Origin of the sequence: Enterovibrio calviensis DSM 14347, assembly GCF_000621165.1 — a bacterium.
Lineage (GTDB): Bacteria > Pseudomonadota > Gammaproteobacteria > Enterobacterales > Vibrionaceae > Enterovibrio > Enterovibrio calviensis.
In genome coordinates this window covers 739,496-764,421 of the sequence record NZ_JHZA01000001.1, presented here as the reverse complement: position 1 = coordinate 764,421, position 24,926 = coordinate 739,496, and the positions used below count along the sequence as shown (strand labels likewise).

23 protein-coding genes and 1 riboswitch are annotated in these 24,926 nt (G+C 47.8%); of the genes, 8 read left to right on the top strand and 15 right to left on the bottom strand.

Annotation, left to right across the window (positions count from 1 at the left end; all coding sequences use genetic code 11):
- Positions 1–135: 135 nt before the first annotated feature.
- The 6 genes from Q365_RS0103370 to Q365_RS0103345 form a co-directional block, all read right to left on the bottom strand.
- Positions 136–861, bottom strand: a complete 726-nt coding sequence (locus Q365_RS0103370; protein ID WP_028022021.1) for a DUF3726 domain-containing protein — start codon at positions 859–861, stop codon at positions 136–138.
- A complete protein-coding gene (locus Q365_RS0103365; protein ID WP_028022020.1) occupies positions 858–2,570 on the bottom strand; it encodes a hypothetical protein in 1,713 nt (570 codons plus the stop codon). Before Q365_RS0103365 ends, Q365_RS0103370 begins: the two co-directional genes overlap by 4 nt.
- A 120-nt stretch (positions 2,571–2,690) precedes the next feature.
- A complete protein-coding gene (locus Q365_RS0103360; RefSeq protein ID WP_028022019.1) occupies positions 2,691–4,262 on the bottom strand; it encodes a BCCT family transporter in 1,572 nt (523 codons plus the stop codon).
- A gap of 68 nt (positions 4,263–4,330) precedes the next feature.
- Complete coding sequence (locus tag Q365_RS0103355; RefSeq protein WP_028022018.1) at positions 4,331–5,320, bottom strand: membrane dipeptidase; 990 nt, start codon at positions 5,318–5,320, stop codon at positions 4,331–4,333.
- 37 nt (positions 5,321–5,357) lie between these two features.
- On the bottom strand, positions 5,358–6,806 hold the full coding sequence (locus Q365_RS0103350; RefSeq protein WP_028022017.1) for an aldehyde dehydrogenase family protein: 1,449 nt from the start codon (positions 6,804–6,806) through the stop codon (positions 5,358–5,360).
- Positions 6,807–6,880: 74 nt separating this feature from the next.
- A complete protein-coding gene (locus tag Q365_RS0103345) occupies positions 6,881–7,285 on the bottom strand; it encodes a RidA family protein (RefSeq protein WP_028022016.1) in 405 nt (134 codons plus the stop codon).
- Positions 7,286–7,425: 140 nt separating this feature from the next.
- Here Q365_RS0103345 and Q365_RS0103340 point away from each other — a divergent pair, with 140 nt between their 5' ends.
- From Q365_RS0103340 to Q365_RS0103325, 4 genes are all read left to right on the top strand, one after another.
- Positions 7,426–8,325: a LysR family transcriptional regulator gene (locus Q365_RS0103340; RefSeq protein ID WP_028022015.1), complete on the top strand. Its 900-nt coding sequence runs from the start codon at positions 7,426–7,428 to the stop codon at positions 8,323–8,325.
- Between the two features lie 304 nt (positions 8,326–8,629).
- Positions 8,630–9,058: a thioredoxin TrxC gene (gene trxC, locus Q365_RS0103335; RefSeq protein WP_028022014.1), complete on the top strand. Its 429-nt coding sequence runs from the start codon at positions 8,630–8,632 to the stop codon at positions 9,056–9,058.
- 286 nt (positions 9,059–9,344) lie between these two features.
- The gene (locus Q365_RS0103330; protein ID WP_028022013.1) at positions 9,345–9,725 is read left to right on the top strand and encodes a hypothetical protein; all 381 of its coding nucleotides are present in this window, start codon (positions 9,345–9,347) and stop codon (positions 9,723–9,725) included.
- Positions 9,726–9,747: 22 nt separating this feature from the next.
- The gene (locus Q365_RS0103325) at positions 9,748–11,136 is read left to right on the top strand and encodes a class II fumarate hydratase (protein ID WP_028022012.1); all 1,389 of its coding nucleotides are present in this window, start codon (positions 9,748–9,750) and stop codon (positions 11,134–11,136) included.
- Between the two features lie 156 nt (positions 11,137–11,292).
- Here Q365_RS0103325 and Q365_RS0103320 read toward each other — a convergent pair whose 3' ends face one another.
- Both Q365_RS0103320 and Q365_RS26640 read right to left on the bottom strand, forming a co-directional pair.
- Entirely contained in the window at positions 11,293–11,535 is a 243-nt protein-coding gene (locus Q365_RS0103320; protein WP_028022011.1) for a hypothetical protein, read from the bottom strand.
- Between the two features lie 14 nt (positions 11,536–11,549).
- Positions 11,550–11,708: a hypothetical protein gene (locus Q365_RS26640; protein WP_155858979.1), complete on the bottom strand. Its 159-nt coding sequence runs from the start codon at positions 11,706–11,708 to the stop codon at positions 11,550–11,552.
- A 176-nt stretch (positions 11,709–11,884) separates the two neighbouring features.
- Between Q365_RS26640 and Q365_RS0103310 the strand changes: the two genes are divergently transcribed.
- Both Q365_RS0103310 and Q365_RS0103305 read left to right on the top strand, forming a co-directional pair.
- The gene (locus Q365_RS0103310) at positions 11,885–12,916 is read left to right on the top strand and encodes an extracellular solute-binding protein (RefSeq protein ID WP_028022009.1); all 1,032 of its coding nucleotides are present in this window, start codon (positions 11,885–11,887) and stop codon (positions 12,914–12,916) included.
- Between the two features lie 818 nt (positions 12,917–13,734).
- Entirely contained in the window at positions 13,735–15,459 is a 1,725-nt protein-coding gene (locus Q365_RS0103305) for a hypothetical protein (protein ID WP_035024307.1), read from the top strand.
- A gap of 136 nt (positions 15,460–15,595) precedes the next feature.
- On the opposite strand, the gene pcp is transcribed toward Q365_RS0103305, so the two are convergent.
- The 3 genes from pcp to Q365_RS0103290 are packed head-to-tail and all read right to left on the bottom strand — an operon-like array spanning position 15,596 to position 17,874.
- Complete coding sequence (gene pcp / locus Q365_RS0103300) at positions 15,596–16,234, bottom strand: pyroglutamyl-peptidase I (protein WP_028022007.1); 639 nt, start codon at positions 16,232–16,234, stop codon at positions 15,596–15,598.
- A gap of 8 nt (positions 16,235–16,242) precedes the next feature.
- Positions 16,243–17,148, bottom strand: a complete 906-nt coding sequence (locus tag Q365_RS0103295) for a DUF979 domain-containing protein (protein ID WP_028022006.1) — start codon at positions 17,146–17,148, stop codon at positions 16,243–16,245.
- Positions 17,149–17,151: 3 nt separating this feature from the next.
- Positions 17,152–17,874 (bottom strand): DUF969 domain-containing protein, encoded by a 723-nt coding sequence (locus Q365_RS0103290; RefSeq protein WP_028022005.1) that lies wholly within the window; start codon positions 17,872–17,874, stop codon positions 17,152–17,154.
- A 454-nt stretch (positions 17,875–18,328) separates the two neighbouring features.
- Here Q365_RS0103290 and Q365_RS0103285 point away from each other — a divergent pair, with 454 nt between their 5' ends.
- Positions 18,329–18,901, top strand: a complete 573-nt coding sequence (locus Q365_RS0103285; RefSeq protein WP_028022004.1) for a hypothetical protein — start codon at positions 18,329–18,331, stop codon at positions 18,899–18,901.
- 121 nt (positions 18,902–19,022) lie between these two features.
- On the top strand, positions 19,023–19,550 hold the full coding sequence (locus Q365_RS0103280; RefSeq protein WP_155858978.1) for a L,D-transpeptidase family protein: 528 nt from the start codon (positions 19,023–19,025) through the stop codon (positions 19,548–19,550).
- Positions 19,551–19,669: 119 nt separating this feature from the next.
- On the opposite strand, the gene gbpA is transcribed toward Q365_RS0103280, so the two are convergent.
- The 4 genes from gbpA to Q365_RS0103260 form a co-directional block, all read right to left on the bottom strand.
- Positions 19,670–21,244 (bottom strand): N-acetylglucosamine-binding protein GbpA, encoded by a 1,575-nt coding sequence (gene gbpA / locus Q365_RS0103275; protein WP_028022002.1) that lies wholly within the window; start codon positions 21,242–21,244, stop codon positions 19,670–19,672.
- Between the two features lie 145 nt (positions 21,245–21,389).
- Positions 21,390–21,492, bottom strand: a riboswitch (cyclic di-GMP riboswitch).
- Positions 21,493–21,776: 284 nt separating this feature from the next.
- Positions 21,777–22,256: a GNAT family N-acetyltransferase gene (locus tag Q365_RS0103270; RefSeq protein ID WP_028022001.1), complete on the bottom strand. Its 480-nt coding sequence runs from the start codon at positions 22,254–22,256 to the stop codon at positions 21,777–21,779.
- Positions 22,256–24,232, bottom strand: coding sequence for a monovalent cation:proton antiporter-2 (CPA2) family protein (locus tag Q365_RS0103265; protein ID WP_028022000.1), 1,977 nt, complete (start codon positions 24,230–24,232; stop codon positions 22,256–22,258). The genes Q365_RS0103270 and Q365_RS0103265 overlap by 1 nt, the downstream gene beginning before the upstream one ends.
- Positions 24,229–24,882 carry an NAD(P)H-dependent oxidoreductase gene (locus Q365_RS0103260; RefSeq protein ID WP_035024304.1) on the bottom strand — a complete coding sequence of 218 codons (654 nt, stop codon included), beginning with the start codon at positions 24,880–24,882 and terminating at the stop codon, positions 24,229–24,231. Before Q365_RS0103260 ends, Q365_RS0103265 begins: the two co-directional genes overlap by 4 nt.
- Positions 24,883–24,926 lie beyond the last annotated feature (44 nt).

Genomic DNA, 24,926 nt, shown 5'->3' with positions numbered 1-24,926 from the left:
TAGTTAGCGCAAACAGAAAGCCCTGAGTCCATGTCATCGATTTGATGAATTCGGAATCAGGGCTTTTTTTTTATTGGTTAAGCGGGTTATTTGCTAGATTGCTTCGTGGTTGTGGTTTTTAATCAAGCTAATAAACTACTCACCCGCGCCTTGCAACGACCGCTCACTGTTTTCCACCAACCCACGAGCGACATACTTCTTCAGCGCCTGCCAGTGGCTCTCATCGACATTAATGCCTTTCTTCCATGCTTTCGCTTCGGCAGCAATTTGCATGTCTGAGCTGATGCTTGGTTCACCGTCAAAAACCGTGTCGTCAAAAGGCGCGAGCTGAATATCGATCAACAAATCGTGATGTTGTAACTCACTCACCCATTGCTGTTTAGGTTTATCAAAATAGATCTCTGGGTAGCGATATCCCGCATTGTGAACACAGTCAACAAACTCAGGTGACTCGCCGTTTGCCCATTGCGCCCTCACTGACAAGCCCTTGCCTGCCAACTTAAGCAACTCGCTAAACCCGAACCATCTATTGCGACAATGGCGAATATGAAGCTGCACATGCTGATTGCCAATCAACTGTTCCACCGCAACATCAATCAACGCAGGAAAATGACACAGCAAACTAGCGCCTGACAAGTCAACGATGATCGTCTCTCCGTCCTGCACAACCGATGCGACAGGGTAATCCCCTTCTTGTTCAATGGAGGTTAACGCGGACAGAAACAGTGCCACGCCATTCATGCCCGCCATTTCTAAATCAACGACCATGTTGGCGATGTTTTCCGCTTCGCCACACTCTCGCTTTAAGCTGTCATAGGCTTTGGCACACAAGGTCACGAGTTCGTTATGTGACACCTTCATTGGCTGCGCTCCTCGTTACTCGCTACCGTGTTGGGTAGCAAAGGGAACAGCCAGCTCTCTTCTTCATGATCAGACGCCAAATCAGCAAACAACGGCGCACCTTGGAACAGCGTGACACGCACCCAGCGATCAGAACGAGGGTCGAACTTGGTTGCCCCAAACATCGAAAGTTTGCACCTAAGAAGGTGAATAGGCAGCATATCGTGCGCTAGCGCGTTGATCTGAATATCTCCCATTGGCACATTGCCCATGGTCCATACGCGTCGAGCAATGGTTCTGAGTTTTGGATGAATCAGCAAAAACTGAGCGAGCGACCCGTTTCCATCGCTATCTTGTAGCGAGCTATAGAGTCTCGATACTTGACGAGCAATGTCCAACGCCAATTCGTTTTCCTCGCCAGGTTCATCTCCGCGCACAGCGAGTCGTGGTTCTTCTTTGTCTACGGAGCGATACCAAAACCAATACTGGTTATCAGGCGCTGAAAAATCGATATTGATCGCCCACTGATAACGCGTTTCAATTAACGACATCATCTCGCTAACAGTCACGCCCGGTGTGAGCGAAAGGCTCGGATCGCAATTCATATCATCAACCAGCACATCCACCTGTTCAGGGTGTAACTCTATAATACAACTAAAAAATATCTCTTGCGTTTCAAAGCTGCACTCAGCACACAGTGCGTACACTTCAGCCCAACGAGCCACACTTTCGGCGTTATCTTGAACACGTAGAATAAGATCATTCAGCTCAGACACGCTGTGCTGGTTGAGCGTTCTTTGCTGATCATTAATCGTTGTAACTTGGCACAAATGGATCTTCGCTTTATCGAGCAGTTGGCAAACCCCATGCAATCGCTCAAGGTCGACAGCCAAAGCCAGTATGCTTGCAAACCCAATTTCGCGTTGCGTGATCCATTGAGCAACCACACGAGGATGGGTGATCAAAAACGGTGCCATCCCCAAACCTGTGGCGTTACCAATGCCAATGTAGCGTTGTAAGGCGGGTGTTAGTGTCACTGCTGTGTCGCCACCTTGCTGCGCCGCAATGAAATGTACCCAGTCCAAGCTGAACTGGCGCAGCAAATAGACTGCACACATCTGCGCACTGAAAGACAGGTTGAAGTCGGCATTGTCTTGTAAGGTTTCAAAGTCGGCAATGCCAAATTTACCATTGCCATATACCGCCGTGGTACGCAGGATGTAGCCAACCTTTGCGATCTCTATTGGATCCGGTTGAACACCTTTCGAGAGCGACGATATCAACGAATCAAACACCCGAACGCTTTTATTTGCTCGGGAAAGTACCAATACTTTCGGGGAGTTACGCCCCGCCTCTTGCAGTGGCACATTCTGTCTCAATTGATCGAGTCCTTTTTGACTAACGCGGCCTTTGATCAAGGCAAACGTCACATCCCATTTTTCGGCTATGACACGATCGTTTCGCTCTTCATCCTCAATCGCATCACAAAATACGACAAGTTGATACGTATGCGTCGGGGTCGTCAATTCGTAGATCGCCGTGCCCAAACCGTCAGACTCAAGATCCCATCGCTTTGTCGAGAGTGTCCATTCTTCGTTAGCCATTTTTCGAAGTAGCGAACGCACAAAACTGATGCGTGTTTGGTGCATTGCCCCGAGTCGAAGGGGATCCATCACAATCGAAGGATCCCGCAGTGCTGTTGTCGCTTCCAAGGCAGAATTTGTATTCATCACTTTACCTATACTCAATCACGTGACAAACAGGCCGTTCCTCAGCCTTTTTAGAGTATCGGGAACAACGCCAGTTGGCGTTGTCCTGATAATGCGTCGAATCAGATATCAAGCTTGGCGTTAATCCAGCCCTTGCGCTTTTGCCATCTGCAACGCGATTTTCGGCCCATTCCAAAGGGCAGGAAGAAGAATCAAAGACACGGGGACAGCCGTAATAACAATGAATGATTGCAGCGCTGACACTCCACCTGAACCTAGCGAAATGAGAATGATGGCCGTCGCCCCCATCATGACACCCCAGAAGGTACGCATTAGACCATTCGGGTTCAGATCCCCACTGATCACCACACTAATGGTGTACGTCATGGAGTCACCCGTTGTGACAATAAATACCGTGGTTAAAATCAAGAACAAGATCGAAATCAACGTCGGGAATGGCAACTGCTGCGTAATCGCCAACAAGGATGCAGGAAGATTAAACCCTTCAAACGCTTTACTGACCGATCCTGGTTCTGCCATTTCGAACGCCAAACCGGAGCCACCGACAATGGTGAACCAGAAACAGGTGATCAAAGGGGCAATAATGCTGATGGTGACAATCAACTGACGGATGGTTCTTCCTCGCGAAATTCGCGCAATGAAGATGGCCATCATCGGCCCGTAGCCCAAGAACCAGCCCCAGAAGAATACCGTCCACCAGCTCAACCATCCCATATCACCGCGGAACGTGGCCATGGGAATGAACTTGTCTATCATGGTGCCCACGCCTTGCACGTAGCCATTGATGATGAAGTCAGTCGGCCCGACCAATAAAATGTAAATCATGAGCGCGACGGCAAGGATAACGTTGTATCGGCTTAGGATCTGGATACCACGGTTCACACCGCTCAGTGCAGAAATGGTATAGATGGCGATGGCACATAAAATGATAATAAATTGGGTAGTAAAGCCATCAGGTAACGCGAACAATGCGTTCAAGGCATAGCTGATTTGCAAGCCAAGAAAGCCAATAGGACCGATGGTGCCCGCCGCCACAGCAACGATACAACACGCATCAATCACAGCACCTAACCAACCTGTCATGGCGCGATCACCAAACACAGGATACAGCAGGGTACGAGGCTTAAGCGGTAAGCCTTTGTCATAATGAAGATGCATCAACACGATGGTGGTCAAGGTGCCAAGAATCGCCCATGCGAGGAAACCCCAATGCATGAAAGACTGTGCGAGCGCATTGAAGGCCTGGCGCTGAATGTTTTCTTCCGGCACACCATAAAGCGGAGGCGGATTGACAAAGTGCGCAATCGGCTCTGCTGCGGCCCAGAAAACACCGCCGCCAGCCAATAAGGTACAGAGAATGATGGCCAGCCACTTGAACGTATCGAGTTCAGGTTTATCCATTGCACCTAGACGCACTTTGCCCGTTGACGGGTTGAACGCCAAGGCGAGGCCAATCAAAAAGGTGAATAGCAACAGCAACTGCCAGTAAGGGCCGAAGATTCTCACACTCCAACTGAAACCGCTATTGACCATGCTAGAAAGCAGTTGGTTATTAACCAACGCCATCACCACAAAGGCGGTAAGAAAGCCGCCACTTAGCCAAAGTACGGGGTTGTCGAGCCCCAGTTTGGCCCAAACACTTTGCTTTTTCTGCGTCGCTGTTGTCTTCTCGGTATTGAGTAAATCAGACATCATCTGTCTCCACGTCTTAGCAGACTGTATTTAATCCTTGTGAGCGGGCAAAACCCGCACTGCGATAGTTAGTGAGTGGGTTTTAAACCCGCTTCTAAAAAGTTGAGCCAATTTCGCCCCATCACCGCGGTGACTTCGGCGTCGTTGAACCCAATATCGCGCAATCCCTTATAAATATTTTTCATACCACTACTGTCTGGGAACCATGGCAGTGCCGCTGGCCACCCAGCATTCGAAGCCGAGCCTTCTCCATAATCGGGGCTTTTCGACCATTTACCATTTCGCATCCAATCCAACACACTTTGTGGTTGGTTCAGACACAAATCACTTCCTATTGCCAAATGCTCCACACCAAACTCATTGGCGGTGTCGGCGATCATCTGACAGAACGTATCTAGGCTGCAGTTACTTCCATCCGGTAAATGAAACGGATAGAGACTAAAACCCAATAGACCCCCACGCGCGGTGAGCGCCTGAATAACCTTTGAGGATTTGTTTCTTAATGCGGAGTGCGCTTTTGTTGGATTGGCATGACTGATGCAGATCGGGCGAGAGGACAGATCAACAGCCTCCAGCGTTGAACGTTCCGAGCTATGGGACATATCAATCACCATGCCGACACGGTTCATTTCTTCGACAACCTGCTTACCAAAGCGGGTAATTCCCGCGTCATCCTTTTCATAGCAGCCTGTCGCCAACAAACTTTGGTTGTTGTAAGTCAGTTGCATGATCAGCAGACCTTGCTTTCGCATCACTTCAACCAGACCGATCTCATCATCAATCGGGGAGCAATTTTGCGCGCCAAAGAAGATGCCGACTTTGCCCAGGCGCTTGGCTTCTCGCACATCATCCATCGTCATCACAGGCATAATGACATCCGCATTGCGTTCAAACAGCAGGTTCCACTCAGCAAAACGGGTCAAGGTTTCTCTGGCATTCTCGTGGTACACCAAGGTCGCGTGTACCGCGGTGACACCGCTTTGTTGTAGCGACTGAAAATAGGCACGATCCCAATGGCAGTACTGCAATCCGTCGATGATGATTTCATTCTGATACATGGAAACTCCTTGCTCGAAACGCGTAACGGTGACCAAATTAGTAAGGGCGTTGGTATGCGGTTTTCACAATGGTGTAAAAATCACGCGCATACATACCCTGCTCTCTTGGGCCAAAGCTCGATTCTTTTCTGCCACCAAATGGCACGTGGTAATCCGTTCCTGCTGTCGGCAAGTTGACCATCACACACCCTGTCTGAGCTTGTTGCTTAAACAAGGCGCTGTTTTTCAAACTGGTGGTGACAATGCCTGCCGTGAGACCAAAGCGCGTGTCATTTGCGTTAGCAATCGCTTCTTCTAGGGAATGAACACGTTGAACACATGCCATCGGGGCGAACAGTTCTTCTTGATTCACATCCCAGTTGTTTTGCGTATTGATAAACAAGGTTGGCGACATATAGAAACCTTCATGTTCGCGGGTTACACGCTCGCCGCCAGTGACAAGTTCACCACCCAGCTCTCTCGCACGATCGACCCAAGCGAGGTTTGATGACAGCTGTTTTTCATCAACCACAGGCCCCATGAACACGCCTTCATCCAATGCATGTCCCACTTTTAACTGAGCCATACGCTGAGACAGCGCATCCACGTAAGCATCGTGAATGCTGTCCATCACGATAAGGCGCGATGACGCAGTACATTTCTGACCCGTACCCGAAAACGAACCCGCAATGGTCGCTTCAACCGCGACTTGCAAGTCAGCATCGTCTGCAATAACCAAGGCATTCTTGCTGCCCATTTCTAACTGGCAACGAACGAAATTGGGGGCTGTAGCTGCGGCAACTTTTCGGCCTACATCGACTGAGCCAGTGAAGCTCACTGCATCGATATAAGGGCTATTGATCAAGCTGTCGCCCACGTCGCCGCCAGAGCCCAACACCAAGTTGAACGCACCAGAAGGCAAACCTGAACGATGAATGATGTCCGCTAATGCCACAGCGCTCGCTGGCGTTAAATTGGCCGGCTTCCAAATCACACTGTTACCAAACGCCAATGCAGGGGCGATTTTCCAAGACGCTGTTGCAGTCGGGAAATTCCAAGGAGAGATAATCGCCACCACCCCGACGGCTTCGCGGGTCACTTCTACCTGCACACCCGGCCTTACTGATTCTGCAATGTCACCCATCTGACGAAGCACTTCTGCTGCGTAGTACTGGAAAAATTGTCCTGCGCGATACACTTCACCACGCCCTTCGGCAAAGGGTTTCCCCTCTTCACAAGACAGCAAGCGTCCCAATTCATCGCAACGAGCGATTAGCTCATCACCAATGTTTTGCAGCACTTTTTGCTTTTGCTCCAACGGCGTTTTTTCCCACGTAGGCTGCGCTTCTCGGGCGCACGCTATCGCCATCTGAACTTGCGCTTCGCTTGCCTGCGCGTAATCACCAAGGGATTCGCGAATGTTTGATGGGTTGATGTTGGCAACCGTGCTCTTACCTTGTTGCCATTCCCCGCCGATATAGAGGGCGCTTTCCGTGTTGTGCGTCATTTGATGCTCCTTAAATTTTTCAAATCCGTTTCTTAGCCTGGCTATCCAATGTCGACATAAGCAGGTCGATAAATCTATTGTGGCACAGCGGCATACACGACCAATTCAATCAACATGCCTTCTCGCGCTAGTCCCGCAACAACCATTGCCGCTCTGTTCGGAAACGGCGCAGAAAAATACTCTGCATAGATAGTGTTTACCTTAGGTAGGTCATCACGATCTGTTACATAGATCAGAACTTGCAACACGGCATCACTGTCTACGCCAGCGGCCTCAAGTGTGTGCATCAGGTTATCCATGGTTTGCCGGGTTTGCGCTTCAATTCCCCCTTTCACTAAGTTGCCATCGCCATCAATGGGTATTTGCGCTGTATACAGCGTCCCGTTGTGAGTGACGACCCACTCAAGAGGTGCTTTAGATGCAAAAAGCTCGGTTTGATAAACCCTCTTCTTCGGCATAGAAAGAGATAAAGCTGACATGGATTTCCTTCTCATTTCGCGCAGTTGTTAACGTATAGTTAAATCCTGCCTCACAACACTTGATAAATCGAACGGTTAATTTTTGACAATTGTTCAATTTTACTTATCAATAGAAATGAAACTCACGGAGGATTACGCGCATGGACATCAAACTTCAGCAGCTCAAGCATTTTTCGTTGGTGGCAGAACAAAGAGGCTTTAGGGCGGCTGCGTCTAAGGCGAATCGCACACAAGCCGCTTTATCGACATCCGTCAAAGAGTTAGAAAAGATCCTCGGGCAGACACTGTTTGATTCAGGGCACAAAGCCAAGTTGACGCCATTTGGGGAATTCTGCTTACCGAAAATCAACGCGTTTCTAACCCGCTATGACGATCTCAATTCAGACCTACGCGCTGCCGCTGCCGGTCAACGAGGGCAAGTACGAATTGCTAGCGTGCCTTCGGTTGCCGCGAAACTTATTCCGGGTATTTTGGCTGAATACAAAGACAGCCACCCCAACGTTGAGGTAGCCCTGATTGACGACAATGCCGCAGGGGTTGAAGCTCGCCTGCTTGCGGGAGATGTTGATCTGGCATTGGGAAACTGTTTACACATTCAGGATGACCGTATTGAATTCACGCGGCTTATGGAGGATCCCATTGGTGTTGTTTGCCTTCGTGACCATGCACTAGCATCGACAAATGCGCCCTTAGAGTGGGAAGCGCTCACGCCGTTTCCGTTCGTCAAAAACGGTACCTGCTCGCTGTTGGAGCCGACTCCCGCTCATGTTCTTGCTGCTAACGCCCTTTATAGTGTTGAGAACATTACCTCACTGTTTTCGGTATTAGAGCTAGGGATTGGTATCACCACACTCCCAAAATTGGCTTTTCCTGAATACTCTGAACACCTGTGCTGGCTACCCCTAGCATCGCCAGATGTCGAAAGGCAAATTGGCGTATTTCGCCTGCGCGATCGGTACATTTCGCCGCAGGCTTATGACTTTTTCGAACTTTGCATTTCATCACTACGCACAGTTGAACCACGTAGCACTGACTCATAGTAATAATTAACAGCGTTAATCAATCGCGCTGATCAATTGCTCTTAGCTATCAAACTCATAGACAAAACCCAATGGTGTTTTTTGCATGAGCGGTTTAGTCTACACCCAAGTAACCTGAAGATGCTCGATTTCAGAGGCCATGCTCGGTGTTGTCCCTTTTTGATGGAGCTCACTACATCAGCAAAGGGACGCCTTGATCATAACGTCAGTCAAGCTCGCTGAATCCTGCATCTTCAGGCTACTTGGGTATACAAACCATAAACAGAACAAATATGAACAAGATAAACAAAGGGAAGGTTTGATTATGAGTACATTAACCGTGCGTTGTCCCCACTGCCAAAAACTAAACCGCATTCCGGCAGAGCGTGTTGATGACAACCCAAGTTGTGGCGTGTGTAAATCATCACTGATCAACGGCAAGCCTATCGAAGGCACCGAAGCCAACATGGACGCGCTAATTGCATCAGGAAAACCCGTCGTGATTGACTTCTGGGCACCGTGGTGTGGCCCTTGCCAAAGCTTTGGTCCGATATTTGAAGCCACCGCCGCCAACAAAGGTGACGATGTCATCTTCGTGAAAGTGAACACCGAACAAGAGCAGCAATTGGGTGCGAAATACCGCATCAGAAGTATTCCAACCATCATGGTGTTCAAAGACGGAAAAATGGCGAATCAAATCAATGGTGCGCTGCCACAATCAGAATTTACCGCTTGGTTAGATCAGTCAATTTAATCTGACGATATAGCTTCTCGTTTAGTTTTCTCGCTTGGGAAACCTATGAGAGAAGAAAACGATGAAAGGGCACCATGTGCCCTTTTTTGTTACCTATCGTTTGTGTTTTCAAGCTTCACTCGCTTTTGTTTGCGTCTTAATTTTACCCATAGGGTGAGGTTGGCGGTCAGTCTATTTCTCATTCATGTCTCAACCAGTAAACCCAACAAACTCAGGGTTGTTATAAGATTCATTAAATGATAATAATTATCATTGCAGTTTTGGCGGGGAAATAAAGAGACTGATAATGGATGCTGAACAACAACACTATAATGCATATTTCAAGGCGAAAGATCGATTCGATACAGACCATGGCGCCTTTGGTTACGAACCCGATGTCGTGCAGGGATTTGTGCAAACAGGATTGATGTTGGCGTCCTATCATGAACTTGGTGCCGAGAACGAAAACATCATATTGAACGAACTTTTTCTTCGTCAGGTCTATTTCAGACTCCTCGATGCCATTCAAAGTCCGTACAAGAACCATAATTTCCGACGAGTATGCCTAGATGCAGTTCATAGCCCGCTCTATGCGTTACAACGTCACTATGTGCAAGTACCCGACGGCGACAGAAAATTCATCCAGCTTCAAATGTTGCTGCAACATCTTCAAGCACCACTCGATTGATTTCAAAAGGACAGGATAAGGTATGACGCAAACATTTCGCACAGAAACAGACAGCATGGGCGACGTGAACGTCCCAGAGAATGCCCTTTATCAGGCGCAAACTCAGCGCGCTGTAGACAACTTTGCATTTAGCAAGCACACCATGCCTGTCTCATTTATCAAGGCGCTGGCATACATCAAACAGTCTGCGGCACTCACCAACACGCAGCTTGGTTTACTTGAAGGTGACATTGCACAAGTGATCGCAGAAGCGTCGCAAGACATCATCAACGGTCAACATCTTGATCAGTTTCCAATTGATGTATTCCAAACAGGCTCTGGTACCAGTTCAAACATGAACGCGAATGAGGTGATCGCAACACTCGCGAGCAAAGCGCTTGGTGGTGACGTATCTCCGAATGACCACGTTAATATGGGGCAAAGCAGCAATGATGTTATCCCAACCGCGATACAGATCAGCACCGTATTAAGCGTCGAAAAACAGTTACTACCGGCCCTAGAGCATTTGATATCAACACTGAGTGAAAAGCGTATCGAAGTCGGTAAGACAGTCAAAACCGGTCGCACCCACTTGATGGACGCGATGCCAGTGACGTTTGACCAAGAACTGGCGGGATGGCAATACCAAATAGACCACGCCAAATGCGCTATTGAACATAGTTTGTCAGCCGTTCGCGCGCTTGCTCAGGGCGGTACCGCTGTAGGAACTGGCATCAATGCGGATCCGCGTTTTGCTGCACAGTTTGCAGACAACCTTTCACAACTGACGAAAACGTCTTTTACTCCGAGTGTGAACTTCTTCTTTAATCTCAGCAGCCAAGACGCCATTGTTGCGCTATCCGGACAGTTAAAAACGGCTGCCGTTGCCATCATGAAAATCGCCAACGATCTACGCTGGATGAATTCAGGCCCATTAGCAGGTTTGGGTGAAATCGAGCTTCAGGCTTTGCAACCGGGGTCGTCAATCATGCCGGGGAAAGTGAACCCTGTTATACCCGAAGCGGCGGCCATGGCCTCGGCGCAAGTCATCGGTAACGACGCAACCATTACGGTTGCGGGTCAATCTGGCAACTTCCAACTCAACGTTATGCTACCAGTGATTGCGCACAACATTTTGGAAAGCATCGACTTGCTAGCAAACAGCGCTAATGCGTTGGCCGATAAGGCCATTAAGACGTTTACCGTGCGAGAAGATAACCTCAACATCGCGCTGGCAAAGAACCCGATTCTCGTCACGGCGCTGAATCCTGTTATTGGGTATTTGAAAGCCGCCGCCATCGCGAAGAAAGCTTACAAGGAAGGGCGCGCAATCATTGATGTGGCGGAAGAAGAGACGGAATTAGACAGAGAAACACTGGAACGATTGCTTGACCCAACCGCACTAACCAAAGGTGGCGTTGCAAACGAATAGACATCTGAAATCGCGAGTGAGAAGTGAGGATTATAGAGAAAGCCTTACTGAGAACAACAGCGCGACATAACACGGGTGTGACAACTAAAAAAAGAGGATCAGGGCTCGGCCTGATCCTCTTTTTTTATCATAAGCCAGCTGACAATAGCCTGCTGTTTATCGCTCTGTGCGTTGCATTTGTCGCGTTTGATTCATGGTACGAGACCCTGCGCCACCATAGGTATTGATGTCAAAACGATTTGGGGAATAGCCTCTGTTCATGCGGTAGTGCAGATCCAGTTTTCTAAGATCGATACCGTGTACGTCGAATAGGCGTTCAATCACGATGTTAATCTCAGCCTGAGGCGTGTTTTGGTTTCGCAGGAAGTAGTAAAGGTTCTCTGCGCGTGCTTGGTTCATCAGCGATACCTCCCTCAACTTGATGGAGAAATTGTAGCCTTTTTCATCGGCGAGATAATCGGCAATTCTGGCAAATCATCCTTACTCATTGGTAATAATCCGTCTCCCTTTTTTGTTTCCCATAAATTTGTTCTTTGTCTTGTTGCTTTTGTATTGCCTGAACTGAATTTCATGGGTAATATCCCGCGGTTTTTCGCCCGCAGCGCCCAACTGGCATGCGATGCGAAGAGTTTTATGCTCGAATAACCTACGAAAATGGCTGACATTTTCAAACACTAAGCGAAAGAGAAAACACTCTTTTCGCTGTATGAATGCTCCCGACACACGGGACTTGGAGTGGATAACACCAATGAAGAAATGGTCTGCAATTCTGGCCAGCGCTGCTTGTGCAGTTGCTATGTTCACCACACCTGCGAAAGCAGAAAACGATCAACTGATTTTCGCGAACTGGGGACCTTACCTCTCCACCGAGTTGCTAGAGCAATTCACACGCGAAACTGGCATCAAGGTGATTTACTCAACTTATGAGTCAAACGAAACCCTGTATGCAAAAATGAAGACGCACCCTCAAGGGTATGATCTTGTGGTGCCATCAACCTATTTCGTTGCAAAAATGCGCGATGAAGATATGTTGCAGAAGCTTGACCTTTCTAAGTTGAACAACTTCAACGAGCTAGACAAAAACTACCTTGACAAGCCATTCGACCCAAACAATGACTACTCGATCCCTCACGTGATTGCGATGACGGGTCTGGCAGTCAACACCGACATGTACAACCCTGACGATTTCACCAGCTGGGGCGATTTATGGAACCCAGAGTTGGAAGGTCAAATTATGCTAATGGACGACACCCGCGAAGTGTTCCACATTGCATTGCGTAAACTCGGTTACTCAGGTAACTCGACCGATCCTAAGCAGATCGACGAAGCCTACGAAGAGTTGAAAAAGTTAATGCCAAACGTTTTGGTATTTAACTCAGACAACCCAGCTAACCCTTACATGTCAGGCGAAGTAGGCCTAGGTATGTTGTGGAATGGTTCTGCGGCAGCGGCGCAACGCGAAGGCTTGCCGATTGAATTGGTATGGCCAAAAGAAGGTGGCATCTTCTGGGTAGACAGCCTGTCTATTCCAAAGAACGCGAAGAACGTCGAAGCAGCACATAAGATGATCGACTTCCTTCTACGTCCTGAGATTGCAGCAAAAATCAGTGCGGATACCGGTTATCTGACGGCGGTAGAGAAATCAAACTCAGCCTACAAAGACAACCCAGCATTATTCCCACCACAAGAAGATCTCGATCGTGGGGAATGGCAAGACGCTGTGGGTGAATTAACAGAGAAGTACGAAAACTACTTCCTACGCCTTAAAACTGGCGAATAACACCCGAAGCCGCCCTCAATGGGCGGCTATTTATTACCTAACTAGCCTTGCTATTCCCAGCCGCCTCCCTGCACCCATCTGCGACAAAATACCTAATATCAAGAAATACTTAATCTAAAAAACGGCCATTCAGAAAAGACAACAACGCGATATTCCACGAGAAACTATCAACCCGGGAAATACAATCTTGGGATGGGCATGAATAGATTTCTAATTTAGAAATCAATACATTAGTGATTATTACTTTACAGAGATTCTCATTGTTAACGCCTGCTTTTTACTTGGTAAATCGGTAACATCGCCTTCGATGACTTCAACACTTAACCTTTGTGACGCAACATTGTTATAGAGTGCTGAAACTATCAATTTCTATTAACCCCAGTGGCCATTTGCTACCCAACAATTTTGTCATACGTCAGCATGATTTTGGCGACTGTCGTCGTGGGGTGATTTTTAGTTTGTCATGCCTTTGTTCTGCGAAGCTCCCTTACGCACCTTTCTCTTCAAACACTATTTTGAGAATAAGCCTCGCTTGATAGACGTTTTCTAAGACAGAAAATGCAGAGATAACCCTTCTCGTTTAAAACACTCACGTGTTCTTTTTTCCGCCCCAGCCAAGCCAAAGCCGTTCTAATTAAAGGCTTTCTTTCAAAAAAGCTAAGCCCTAATTTAGGTTTCCAAACATTAGTTTCACTACATATACACAAGGTCTCATAAGTGAGCCGCTCTGCGTGTCATTTTCGAGGATAGAGTTGAGACAACATGCTTCGTCTTCATGACAGGGATTGTCACAAAATAATTAGTATAAGGAGCTCCTCATGGTCAGAAACTATCAAAAGAAAGCCCTTGCTCGATTCATTGCCGTTGTAGCACTGGCCTCAAGCAGTGCATACGCAGCCTGTCCCGGGAATGTGTATTCCATTAATGGTGGTCGAGGCCAAGTCGGTTTATTGCTGGATATTCAAGAAGGCAAACAACTCGTAGGATATTCAGATGCCACGTCTCGCGCTCTTTTAGCGTCTCGTGCATTATTTAGTAGCTCCGCAATGGCCTATGACCCTACGACTAATCGTACCTATTACGTGAGCGTGCCACAGCCTGAAAGCTATTACATTGAAGGCGTAGAAAATGTGGTTAGCGCTGACGAGTTTAACAGTTTGTCGATTCATGCTGACTCGACAAAACCAAACCAATTAGCGTATTACGATCACAACACCCAAACCCATACCGTGGTTGCCAATGTGCCTGAAACCTATCGAATGGCATATGACAGTGCATCACAAAGACTTATCGCGTCAGACAAAGCCACCATTTTTTCTATTAACCCTAGTGACGGCGTCGTTACCCAACTTTCCAATTTTAGTGACTCGGTGAGATTTGGCGGCTTTAGCTCGTGGGGTGATTTTTTGTTCTATGAAGGAGAGTTGCTGTATGTCACGAATACACGCACTTTCTCCGTGAACACCGCGACTGGCGAGTTGGCACTCAAGTCATTTCACAATATCAACTTTGTGACCGCGGTGACCCTTGACCAAAATGGCCAAGTGTTGGCAGCAGCAAAAAATCAAAACGTCACCAGTAATATCAATAGCACCATTCTCTGGCGATTAAACCCAGAAACGGGCGAGAAAGTAAGAGCTGGGCTATTCCCCGCTCGCATCAATGCCTTTTCCACCAACACGCAGGAAGATCATACTTGCTATGATCCCACCATCTTCCCAAGTGAAAAAATTATTAATGTCCAGTCGGTCGGCAACGACACCGTCACCGAAGGTGAAACAGGCAGTCTCTCTGTGGCATTTGATGTGGAAACGAAAGCGACAAAAGACATTAACTTATCGCTGAAAAACGGCACAGCGAAAGCAGGGGAAGATTATGAGCGCGATGTGACCATTGTCTTTAGCGATGATACATCCATCGATACGAGAATCTCTGGCGGCGGTATCGTCGTTAACGTCCCTGCAGGCGTTGATGGGTTTGTCGTTCAAATCCCCACCATTGATGACGCCACTGATGAAGAAACTAAATCCGCCACGTTGAATGCTTGGTTTAAAGATGACGAAAGCGATAAGCAAACCGGCACATTGACGATTGATGATAACGATGAACCTGTGGTTCCAAATCTCTGTGGCACCAACAATTCTGTATCAGTGACTGTCAACGGTGCTTACGTGCAAGTGAACTGCGCAAACGGTCGGATTGGCGGCCCTTCAATCAGTGCACAAAGTACCAGCAAACGTGTTTCTTGGTCGACCAACAGCTATGGTGGTGGCACTCGAAATGACTGGAATACCCAAATTGGTGTGACTGAGGTAAGAGACCTTCGCTCCGTCACCTATTCTGGCAGCGGCTCTAACAACTCATCAGTTTGTAGCAATGGCGGCACCACGGGCACCCGCATTAACACCAGTATCAGCGGCAGCATTAAGCTTGATGCCAGCGGAAACCTTGAATGCCAAATTACGTTGAATGAAACCTTCTGTAACGGTAGCGGTGGTCTTCGTTATCAAAATGCCAGCAACAACGTCTGTGTTGTCCGCTAACAGAAGTGAGTTAATCACTCTCTGTTAATTAACCACTATCAGTAAACTAAAAAGCCTGACAGCTTTCGCTGTCAGGCTTTTTCACGTCACATTCATCCCTCGCGTCAGGGCGCTATTTGATGAACGATTAATAATATTAGCAAATTTTACCTGCACCTACGGCGACGTCATACTTATTGTCCAGTGTCGCTTGCGCCGCCACTTTCAAACCTTCAACGATGGTTTCTAGTGACATCGATGGCTGGTCAGTTGCAGCAGTTTGCTCTGGCAAAAGTGGGATATGGATGAAACCATGTCCAATGTCCGTGTCACGCAAGAAGTGCTGAACACCGTAAAACACATGGTTACATACAAATGTTCCCGCTGTGTTGGATACGCTGCAAGGAATACCATGTTCCTGCATCGCCAATGTCATGGCCTTGATTGGCAAGGTGCTGAAATACGCATCTGGCCCATCATCAAAAATTGGCTCATCAATGGGCTGATTGCCACCGTTATCTGGAATGCGAAAATCATCGATGTTAATCGCGACACGCTCAGGGGTAATGGCACTGCGACCTGCCGCCTGACCCACAGTGATAACAAATGTTGGCTGATGAAGTTCAATCGCCTTTGTCACTGCGTTAATCGCATCGTAACGAGTAACAGGCACTGAGCAAGTTACAATTTCGCCACCATTTAACTTAAGCCCATCCAATCGCAAAACCGCTTCTAAGGCTGGGTTAACAGATGCACCACCAAAAGGCTCGAAGCCCGTAATCAATACTTTTCTCATCACTACTCTCAGAATGCAAAGCTATACATCACGAAGATGTTGAAGGCCAAAATGCATAGACCTGGCAACACCTGCATCAAAATAACATGGTGCTTGTTTTTTAGTTCAAGCAAGGCAGCTGGCACAACGTTGAAGTTGGCCGCCATCGGTGTCATCAGCGTACCGCAGTAACCCGAAAGCATACCCAACACACCAATGATCGCTGCGTTACCGCCGTTTTCTAACACCAACAATGGAATACCGATACCCGTGGTGATCACAGCAAAAGCAGCAAATGCGTTACCCATAACCACGGTGAAAATAGTCATGCCCACACAGTACGCAATCACGTTCACCAATAGCATGTTTTCAGGGATCATCATTTTCACGATCTGTGCGACCGTGTCACCGACACCCGCTTGGTTAAAGAGATAACCTAGCGCGGCAAGAAACTGCGACAGAATCGCCGCCCAGCCAATTGAATCGATCAGTCTGCGACCTTCACTTAGGCTATGCATCGGTTTACTTTTGGTGATCATCAGCGCAACCAAAATAGACGCAATCGAACTGATGCCTAAGCCTACCAACGCACCCAAAGTGGTTAACTGACTGATCGCAACCGTACCCACTGGAACAATAGCAGCAGGAATGAAGAGTTTGTTTTTCAGTACCGTGGCAGTTTTCTTACGTTCTTCTTCTGTGGTTGTGCGGTAGTTGCCCACCCCCATAAAGCCACCCGCCGCCAAGGCTGTCAGTGCGAGCACCATCAAGCCTGTTACCCAGTTGGGAATGACTGCGCCAAACATGAACGTCATGCCGTAGATGAGCCAAAATAGCCCGCTACCGATACGTTTAGGATTGTCCTTATCAAGGAAGCTTTGAAGTGAAAAAGCGAGAAGCAGCAAACCCGTGGTCTGATAAATGTACTCTAACATCGTTTATTCTCCCGCTTTCTTCGAAGTGGCGTTTGCAGACGCCGTCACTTGGGAGCTAGCTGCTGACTTAAGCAGCCTCGTTTCCATGATCTTACTGAAAATGACAAACACCACGAATGACGCAACGGCAGTCGGAAGTGCCCACAACGCCATGGTTTCTAACTTCACATCCAATTGATTGTCAGCCATCACGCCTTTAATCAACAAAATACCGCCAGTACCGACAAACAGAAGTTGACTGAAAAAGTTACCAAAGTTCTCACTCGCCGCAGAAAGCGCTCTAATGGATTGACGTTTGGCATCAGACATATTCGGAGATTCTTTTTCTGCTGCGGCTTCTGCCATTGGCGCGATCAGTGGTCGAATCATAGCCGGATGACCGCCGATACTTAGGCCCATGCCATTTGTGACTTTTCGCAGCAACAAATAGGTCATTAGAATTTTACTGACTGATGCCTTTTTCATGGCTCCAATCAGGGCTTCAGCACGCTGACGAAGACCGAAGCGTTCTAGAATGCCAATCATAGGAAGAATGAGAATAAACAGGGACATATAGCGGTTTTGGGTGAAAGATTGCCCCAAGGTGGAGAGAATATCCATGATGGCAATATCTGCAATTAAGCCGGTGGTAACACCTGCAACAAGAATCACCAACAATGTATTGAGTTTTAACGCTAACCCTACCGTAATTATTACCACGCCAATTAATGGCCAAAAATCGATCATAGTTCCCTCTACACGGCAGTTTTATATTCATCATGGTCAACAGCTTTTGCCGATTGACACCCCGAGTATACGAAAGCACCAAACCCACCTCCAATCAGAGATTTTTGTGGTTATGACCAATAGAACTACTGATGAAGGTCAACATATAGTCAAAATGCTTAATTTAACTAAAATTGTTTAATTTCAATGATTAATTAATATTCAAAAAATGGTTTATTGGTCAATTATTCATCATTTTTAACATGTTTATTCATGGAAAAATAAATCAATGCACTCAATTCCATTTAAATGCCGATAAGTCAGACAGTATATGAAACCTCTAAGAATCAAGCTTCGACCTACCATCCCCTAACGGTCTCAATTTGGGAACAAAAGCAACAAACCGACAGCGGTATACTCAAGTTTGTTAGTTACCTAACGGACTCGAACTGGATTCTGTTAATAAGGATGTATGATGTCTCCGACGCGTTTGACTCTGGCCACTTTGCTACTTTCAATGAGCTTGGTTGCCTGTACTACTGCACCCAAACCCGTAAAACCCATTCAGCTCTACTCAAAAAAGGAAGTGATTCAGCTTTCTTACTGCTCAGAGTTGGCCGACACGGCCTATTACATCGCGTCTGCAAAGCTAAAGGGTCGCTCTAAACAAGCCTTAATTAATGAGTTTACTCAGGGCCAAACCGCTCAGATTGATATCAATGCCGTTCAGCGTATTTACAGCACGGACGTAGATAACGCCATGGATTACGCAATCAATCTGTTTGAACAATGTGCCGTGAAAGTCGTCAACGTGTCCCCCACTCGCATCAAAATCGCAAACTATTGCGCGCAGAAATCCATTGTAGCGAGCGGCGCTTACGCGCTAAAACAAAGTGGTGCACCCAAAATGGATGCGTACCTTGAGTTTGCTAGCTACAAACCCACACGTCCTTATGAGGTGATCGATAGCATTTACGACAATAACTCTCGTCACCAGAATCCGTCCGAGGGTGTGTGGAATGCCTGTATTGATGTTATGTCGGAGTAAGTTGGAAAAGAAATATCAGCTTGGTAACTGCCACAGGCGGTCATAACGACGATTTTGTTCTAATACTTAACAAAGAATTTTGAATCGAGTACGGCTCACGTCAGGGAATCTATTCAACGCCATGCAGCCTTTGTTTATCTTCATAATCTCATTGCTTTTGGTGGGTCAGGCAGACGCCACCACCAGAGAGAAAACAGCCGCCGCTTCGGCAAACACAAGCATTGTCGATATTGATTTGGTGAAGGTCGATAAATCAGCCAGAAAGATGTATCTGATCCAAGGGGATAGGATCTTAAAATCTTATTCCATTGCGCTGGGGGCGAACCCAAAAGGACATAAACTCCGAGAAGGCGATAAACGCACGCCTGAAGGGCAATATACCCTCGACTATCTGAACGAAGAATCTGGTTTTTACCGCTCTATTCGTATCAATTACCCCAATGATAGAGATATCAAACGCGCCAAATTACTGGGCGTTGATCCCGGTGGGCAAATTATGATCCACGGACAAAAAAACGGGAACGGCCCTCACCCTAGCGAAAACAGAGGTGAAGATTGGACTGACGGTTGTATCGCTATTGCCAATGAAGAAATGGACGAGTTTCTTCGCATGGTCAAGCTCGGCACGCCTATCGATATCGAATGGTGATCATCAATTAAAAAGCCCGTCGCTAGCGACGGGCTTTTTGTTATCACTCTGTTTGAGCGCTTAAGCATTCATAGTGCTTTACACTCTGGCATGCGTTGCGCTAGTTCAGTTACGATGAATTACTCGCAATCAAACGCGCCTTTGTCTTCCCATGCTTCAGGTGAAGAAGCAGGGCTGCTGTTCACCCACCACTTCGCGGCATATAGGCGACCTTCAAAGATCACTTCTTCACCACCGGTGTAGGCTTTTCCTGCTGTCCACGATACTGGCATATTGCTGATCAGTTTCCACGCATCGCTGTTATTGGGTGCGTCGCCTTTCACCCAGTATTTGGCTTCCCAAACTAAACCATTAAAACTGACTTTCTCGCCACCTGTGTAGGTTGCCGAGCTTTCCCAGCTTGGGTGATTCGCCGCGTCTGGATCAACGCCACACTCATCACTTTTCTCGATAAGGTGGAAGTCGAATGTTTGCTGTTCAACAAGGTTGCCTTCGCTGTCTTTCACGCGAGTTACCAGCATATGGTGGCCAGCTTTCACTGTGGTCAGAGACATGTTCACGTTCTCAGATACACCATCAGCCAATGCCAGTTTTTCATAAGCCAATGTATCTTGTGCGTGGTCATACACAGTCATTTCAACGGTTATATCACCTGATGCTGTGGCGGTGAAATCTAGTTCAACGGCATCGTCAGCAATCATGTATTCTTTCGCCAAACCATCAATGGTCACACCATAGTCAGGCTCCGGAGACGTTATCTCATAACCCACTTCAACACGTGCTAGACCACTGTCTTTGTTCAGGTAAATTGGGTTAGCGCCATAAACTGGCATGAACTCGCCATTGCCAGCGTGTTTACCCGCTTTAATTTGACGGCTTGATTGGTTAATTTTCGTCGCAAGATCATAAGACCAAGTGTTTGCCACGCCAGCTTTGTCGCTCTCAATCGTCAAACGCGTCGACAGTTCAGGACGCTCGCCTTCGTTGTCAAATACTCGCGTGAATACCGCGTCGCCTTTCGCCAAGTTCATACCCGGGAAGATTTGACCCGCCTGCTGCCACTCCGGCAGTTCAGGTTGCTCTCCATCAAACTCCACATCGATGGCATTGTAGAACGCAGCTGCGGTATCACCCACATCCCATACAGCCAAAATCACGTGGTAGCCTTCGCGCTCTGGCACTTCACAGCTATGGATCATGGTCTTAGGTGGCTTTTCCATGTTGCCTTGCACCACACAGAATGGGTTCAAATCCAACGACGCACGCGCCAAAGGTTGGTTCACATTCCAATCTGGTTTGGTGATGTAGTATTTCCAAGTACGCGTCACGTGATTGGCAGTGAACGTCCATTCGAAATCATTCTGACCCGCTGAGATTGAACGCTTCACCCAACGTGACGCCGTTTGCTCATCCAACGGAGAGAATTGAATCAAACCTGCGCTTGCCAGTTTGCCGTCTTCTGGGCCGAATTCTGGGAATCCTTCTGGGCCTTCAACGCTCTGAGGTTCCCATTGCACTTGTCCGCAATCGGTATTTTGTTGGCCTGACTCTGTGCTCAATTTACACAGAGCGGCGCGACCTGCAGTACCGTTATCAACCGCACTGATATAGCCATGAGACATCGCACCCGCACTAAACAGTGCAGCCGCGAGGGGAAGAAGTGTAAATCGTTGTTTAGATATTAGTTTGAGCATGTTTGTACTTCCTGAGTGTTTATAGATTCACCCACAGCACGGACAAGCGTCGCAATTGAACATTTTCTATTGAGCTCAGTTTTGGTTGAAACAGGCTCTCATGGAGCACGGTTCACAACGAGCATAGTTCTCTCTGAACTCAGAAAATGGCGGCCCCGCTGTCATAAGCTGTTACCTCTTATTGGGTAATTGCCCTTAGACCGGAAGCTTTGCGTCCTGCTTTTTCAAGCAGTTTGCCGATAAATGTGGAACGGCGGAAAGAGTATTCAGAAAACGAAACAAGACAATCTTTTAGTTCTGAGAAGGGTCGAACAGATCAATTAATGTGACACGAGTCACATTTAAATTAAGGCAGAAAATCACTTACTGTCGAGAGATTGAGCAATGCGTTCAATAAACACACTGCGTTGATAAATAACAAAAAAGCCAGACATACTAGGCAGTGTGTCTGGCTTTTCATTTGCTCAAGCTTATAGCCAACAACGTTGACGCCGGCAGTTTGTGTACCCTTTAATCTAACGATGCACGCCGACTATAACCAACGTTCCATTCGCAGTAGGGTCCACGTTTCTCCATTAGAGATTCGTGTTTTTGTCTGCTCAGGCGACACAATAAACCCCAGAGAGGAATAGCAGGAAATCGCCGCTGTATTGTGTGCAAACACTGCCAATGACACCTTATAAACATTCGAGATCAATCGCGCTTTTTCCAACGCCAATTCGACCAATCTGCGACCCAAGCCTTTTCCTCTATTCGCCGGTGAGGCAATGAGAACCCGACATAAACGATATTCATTGTCAGACACCCGAAAAAGTTCGATATACCCCAACGCTTCTCGGTTATGGATGAGCAAAAACGGCCTAACCTCGTCACGCGCAATGTGCGTGCAGATCTGCTCTGGTGTCACTGGGAATGAAAATGTTGGCCCACCCCACTGAACATTAGTGGTCGCATCAGGGATCCAAGCACAAAGCTGCGCCGCATCGTTTTCACCGAACGGCACAAGCTCCATTATGCTGGCTTCTCACTGCCTGAAAGATCATCCTCGTCATCCACCACTTCATCCAACGGATGATCGGTAAAACTATCGAGGTAATCCTTCGGTGGTGGCGTCCACTCTCGCTCAGTCAGGCCATGTTTATCCATGCGATCTTCATCCATGGCGTCACGGATGGTTTCTTCCAACTGAATAAACAAATGCTGATAGTGGTTATCGTACGATTGCGTTTCCTCGCCGCCCATCCAAGACTCATACAGCATTTCTGAACTGCTGGTTTCGAGACGCTGGAACTTAGCTTTCTGTTGCTCAACCAAGAACGGGTGAACACCTAAACAGCGCAGAGACGTCGCGCCCACTTCAAGCGCAGAGTGGAAGGTTTCCTTCTCAACGTAATCCGCACCGGCTTCACGCAGCATGTAAGAATGACCACGGTCAAAGGCGCGCGCGATGATCTTCACGTGTGGATAGGTATGTTTCACATACTTCACCAGCTCAGTGGTGGTCTCTTGGTTATCCATAGAAACAATCAACAACGACGCTTCTTCAATGCCCGCGGTGTGCAGCAAATCAGGGCGTGTCGCATCACCAAAGTAACTCTTGATGTTAATTTGACGAAGGTTTTCCACTTGGGTGGCTTCGTAATCGAGGACCACGGTTTTTACGCCGTTTGCCGTTAGTAAGCGGTTAACCACCTGACCGAAACGACCTACACCCGCAATGATGGCCGTACCTTGCTCGTCAATTTCATCCGCTTCGCGATCGTTCGAGGCTTTCTCGTAGCGCGGCAAGATGACTTTGTCATACAAGATGAACAGCCCAGGCGTTAGGAACATGGAGATCGCAACCACGAGTGATAGCAACTGTGCAATGTCCATCGGCAACACGTGGTTCTGCGTGGTGAAGCTGAGAAGCACGAAACCAAACTCACCGGCTTGCGCAAGGCTCAATGCGAACAACCAACGGCCGCTGCCTTTGATTTTGAAAATAAAGCTCAGTAGCAACAAAATGAGGGCTTTCAGCACCATCAACCCAATGGTGAGGCCAATGATCAAGAAGAAGTCTTCAAACAGAATGCCAAAGTTGATGCCCGCACCGACCGTGATAAAGAAGAGGCCTAACAGCAGCCCTTTAAACGGCTCAATGTTGGATTCCAACTCATGACGGAATTCGCTGTTCGCCAAGATAACGCCTGCAAGGAAAGTACCCAGTGCTGGAGACAAACCGACAAGGCTCATCAAGGTCGCAATACCAATGACCAGCATCAATGCAGTTGCCGTGAAGATTTCACGCAGGCCAGAACTCGCCACAAAGCGAAACAATGGACGGCTCAAGAAATGTCCGCCAACCACAACGCCCGCAATGGTACCTGTGATCACCAAGCCCATCGCCCAGCCCGGCAGCCCCGCGACCAAGCTCATTTCTTCATGGTGTTCCGCAGCATTCGCTGCTGCTGTTTGTGCCGCAGCCACCAGCTCAGGCAGCGCGAGTAGCGGTATAAACGCCAACATCGGGATCACTGCGATATCTTGGAACAAGAGCACCGAGAACGCGTTGCGTCCACCTTCTGTCTTGGTTAGCCCTTTCTCATTAAAGGTTTGAAGCACGATAGCGGTTGAAGAAAGTGCGAAGATCAAACCAATTGCTAGTGAGATGCTCCACTGCAAACCAAAGCTAAGCGCAATGGCCATGACCGCCGCTGTCGTTAATCCGACTTGCAGGCCGCCCAATCCCATTAGACGATTGCGCATCGCCCACAGCATTTTTGGTTCAAGCTCCAAGCCGACCAAAAACAGCATCATCACCACACCGAATTCTGCGAAATGCTGAATGGTGGTAGTTTCATCGCCAACAAGACCCACAACAGGACCAATCACCACACCCGCGATGAGGTAACCCAGCACAGAGCCTAAGCCCAAGCGTTTTGCAATTGGCACTGCGATAACGGCAGCGACCAAATAGATGAACGCTTGCAGAAAAATACCCGTCATGATGTTGCTCCTTTCATCATGGTGCTGAGGTTAGCTGCCGTCACTTTTTCGCGTGTCGCGACAACATCCAAATCAAGCGTTTCATTCACCAACGCCGATAGCAATTGGCGATACCCTTCGGTATGGCTGGCCACCTTGTCATCTTCGACCGCGGTACGAGAACCAAACAAGGAAAACGGTGCCATATAACGCATACCCACCAAGTTCGACATTTGCTCTAGCGGATGCAACAGTTCGCGAATTTTAAAATGGTTATAGCCATCCGCTTTATAGAACTCCTCTTTACCGCCTGCCGAAATCGCGCACATAAAGATCTTTCCGTGAAGCGCCGTTCCTTTTGAGCCATACGCAAACCCGTATTCCAGCACCAAATCCTGCCACTCTTTCAGAATGGAAGGCGTTGAATACCAGTAAAGTGGGAATTGAAAGATCACTATGTCATTGTCCAGCAAACGTTTCTGCTCGCGGTCAATATCAATGTGCAATGTTGGGTATTCTGCATAAAGGTCAACAGCCGTGACGCCCTCCGCTTGCTTAGCAACATTAAACAAGGGAGCATTGACTTCTGAGCGACGCAGAGAAGGGTGTGCGAATAACACCAATACCTTTTTCGGCGCGGCACTGCCGTTATTGTTCTTATCGTTTTCCATGTCCTGTCCTTTCGTTATCACGCATCTGCTTTCTTCATTCACTC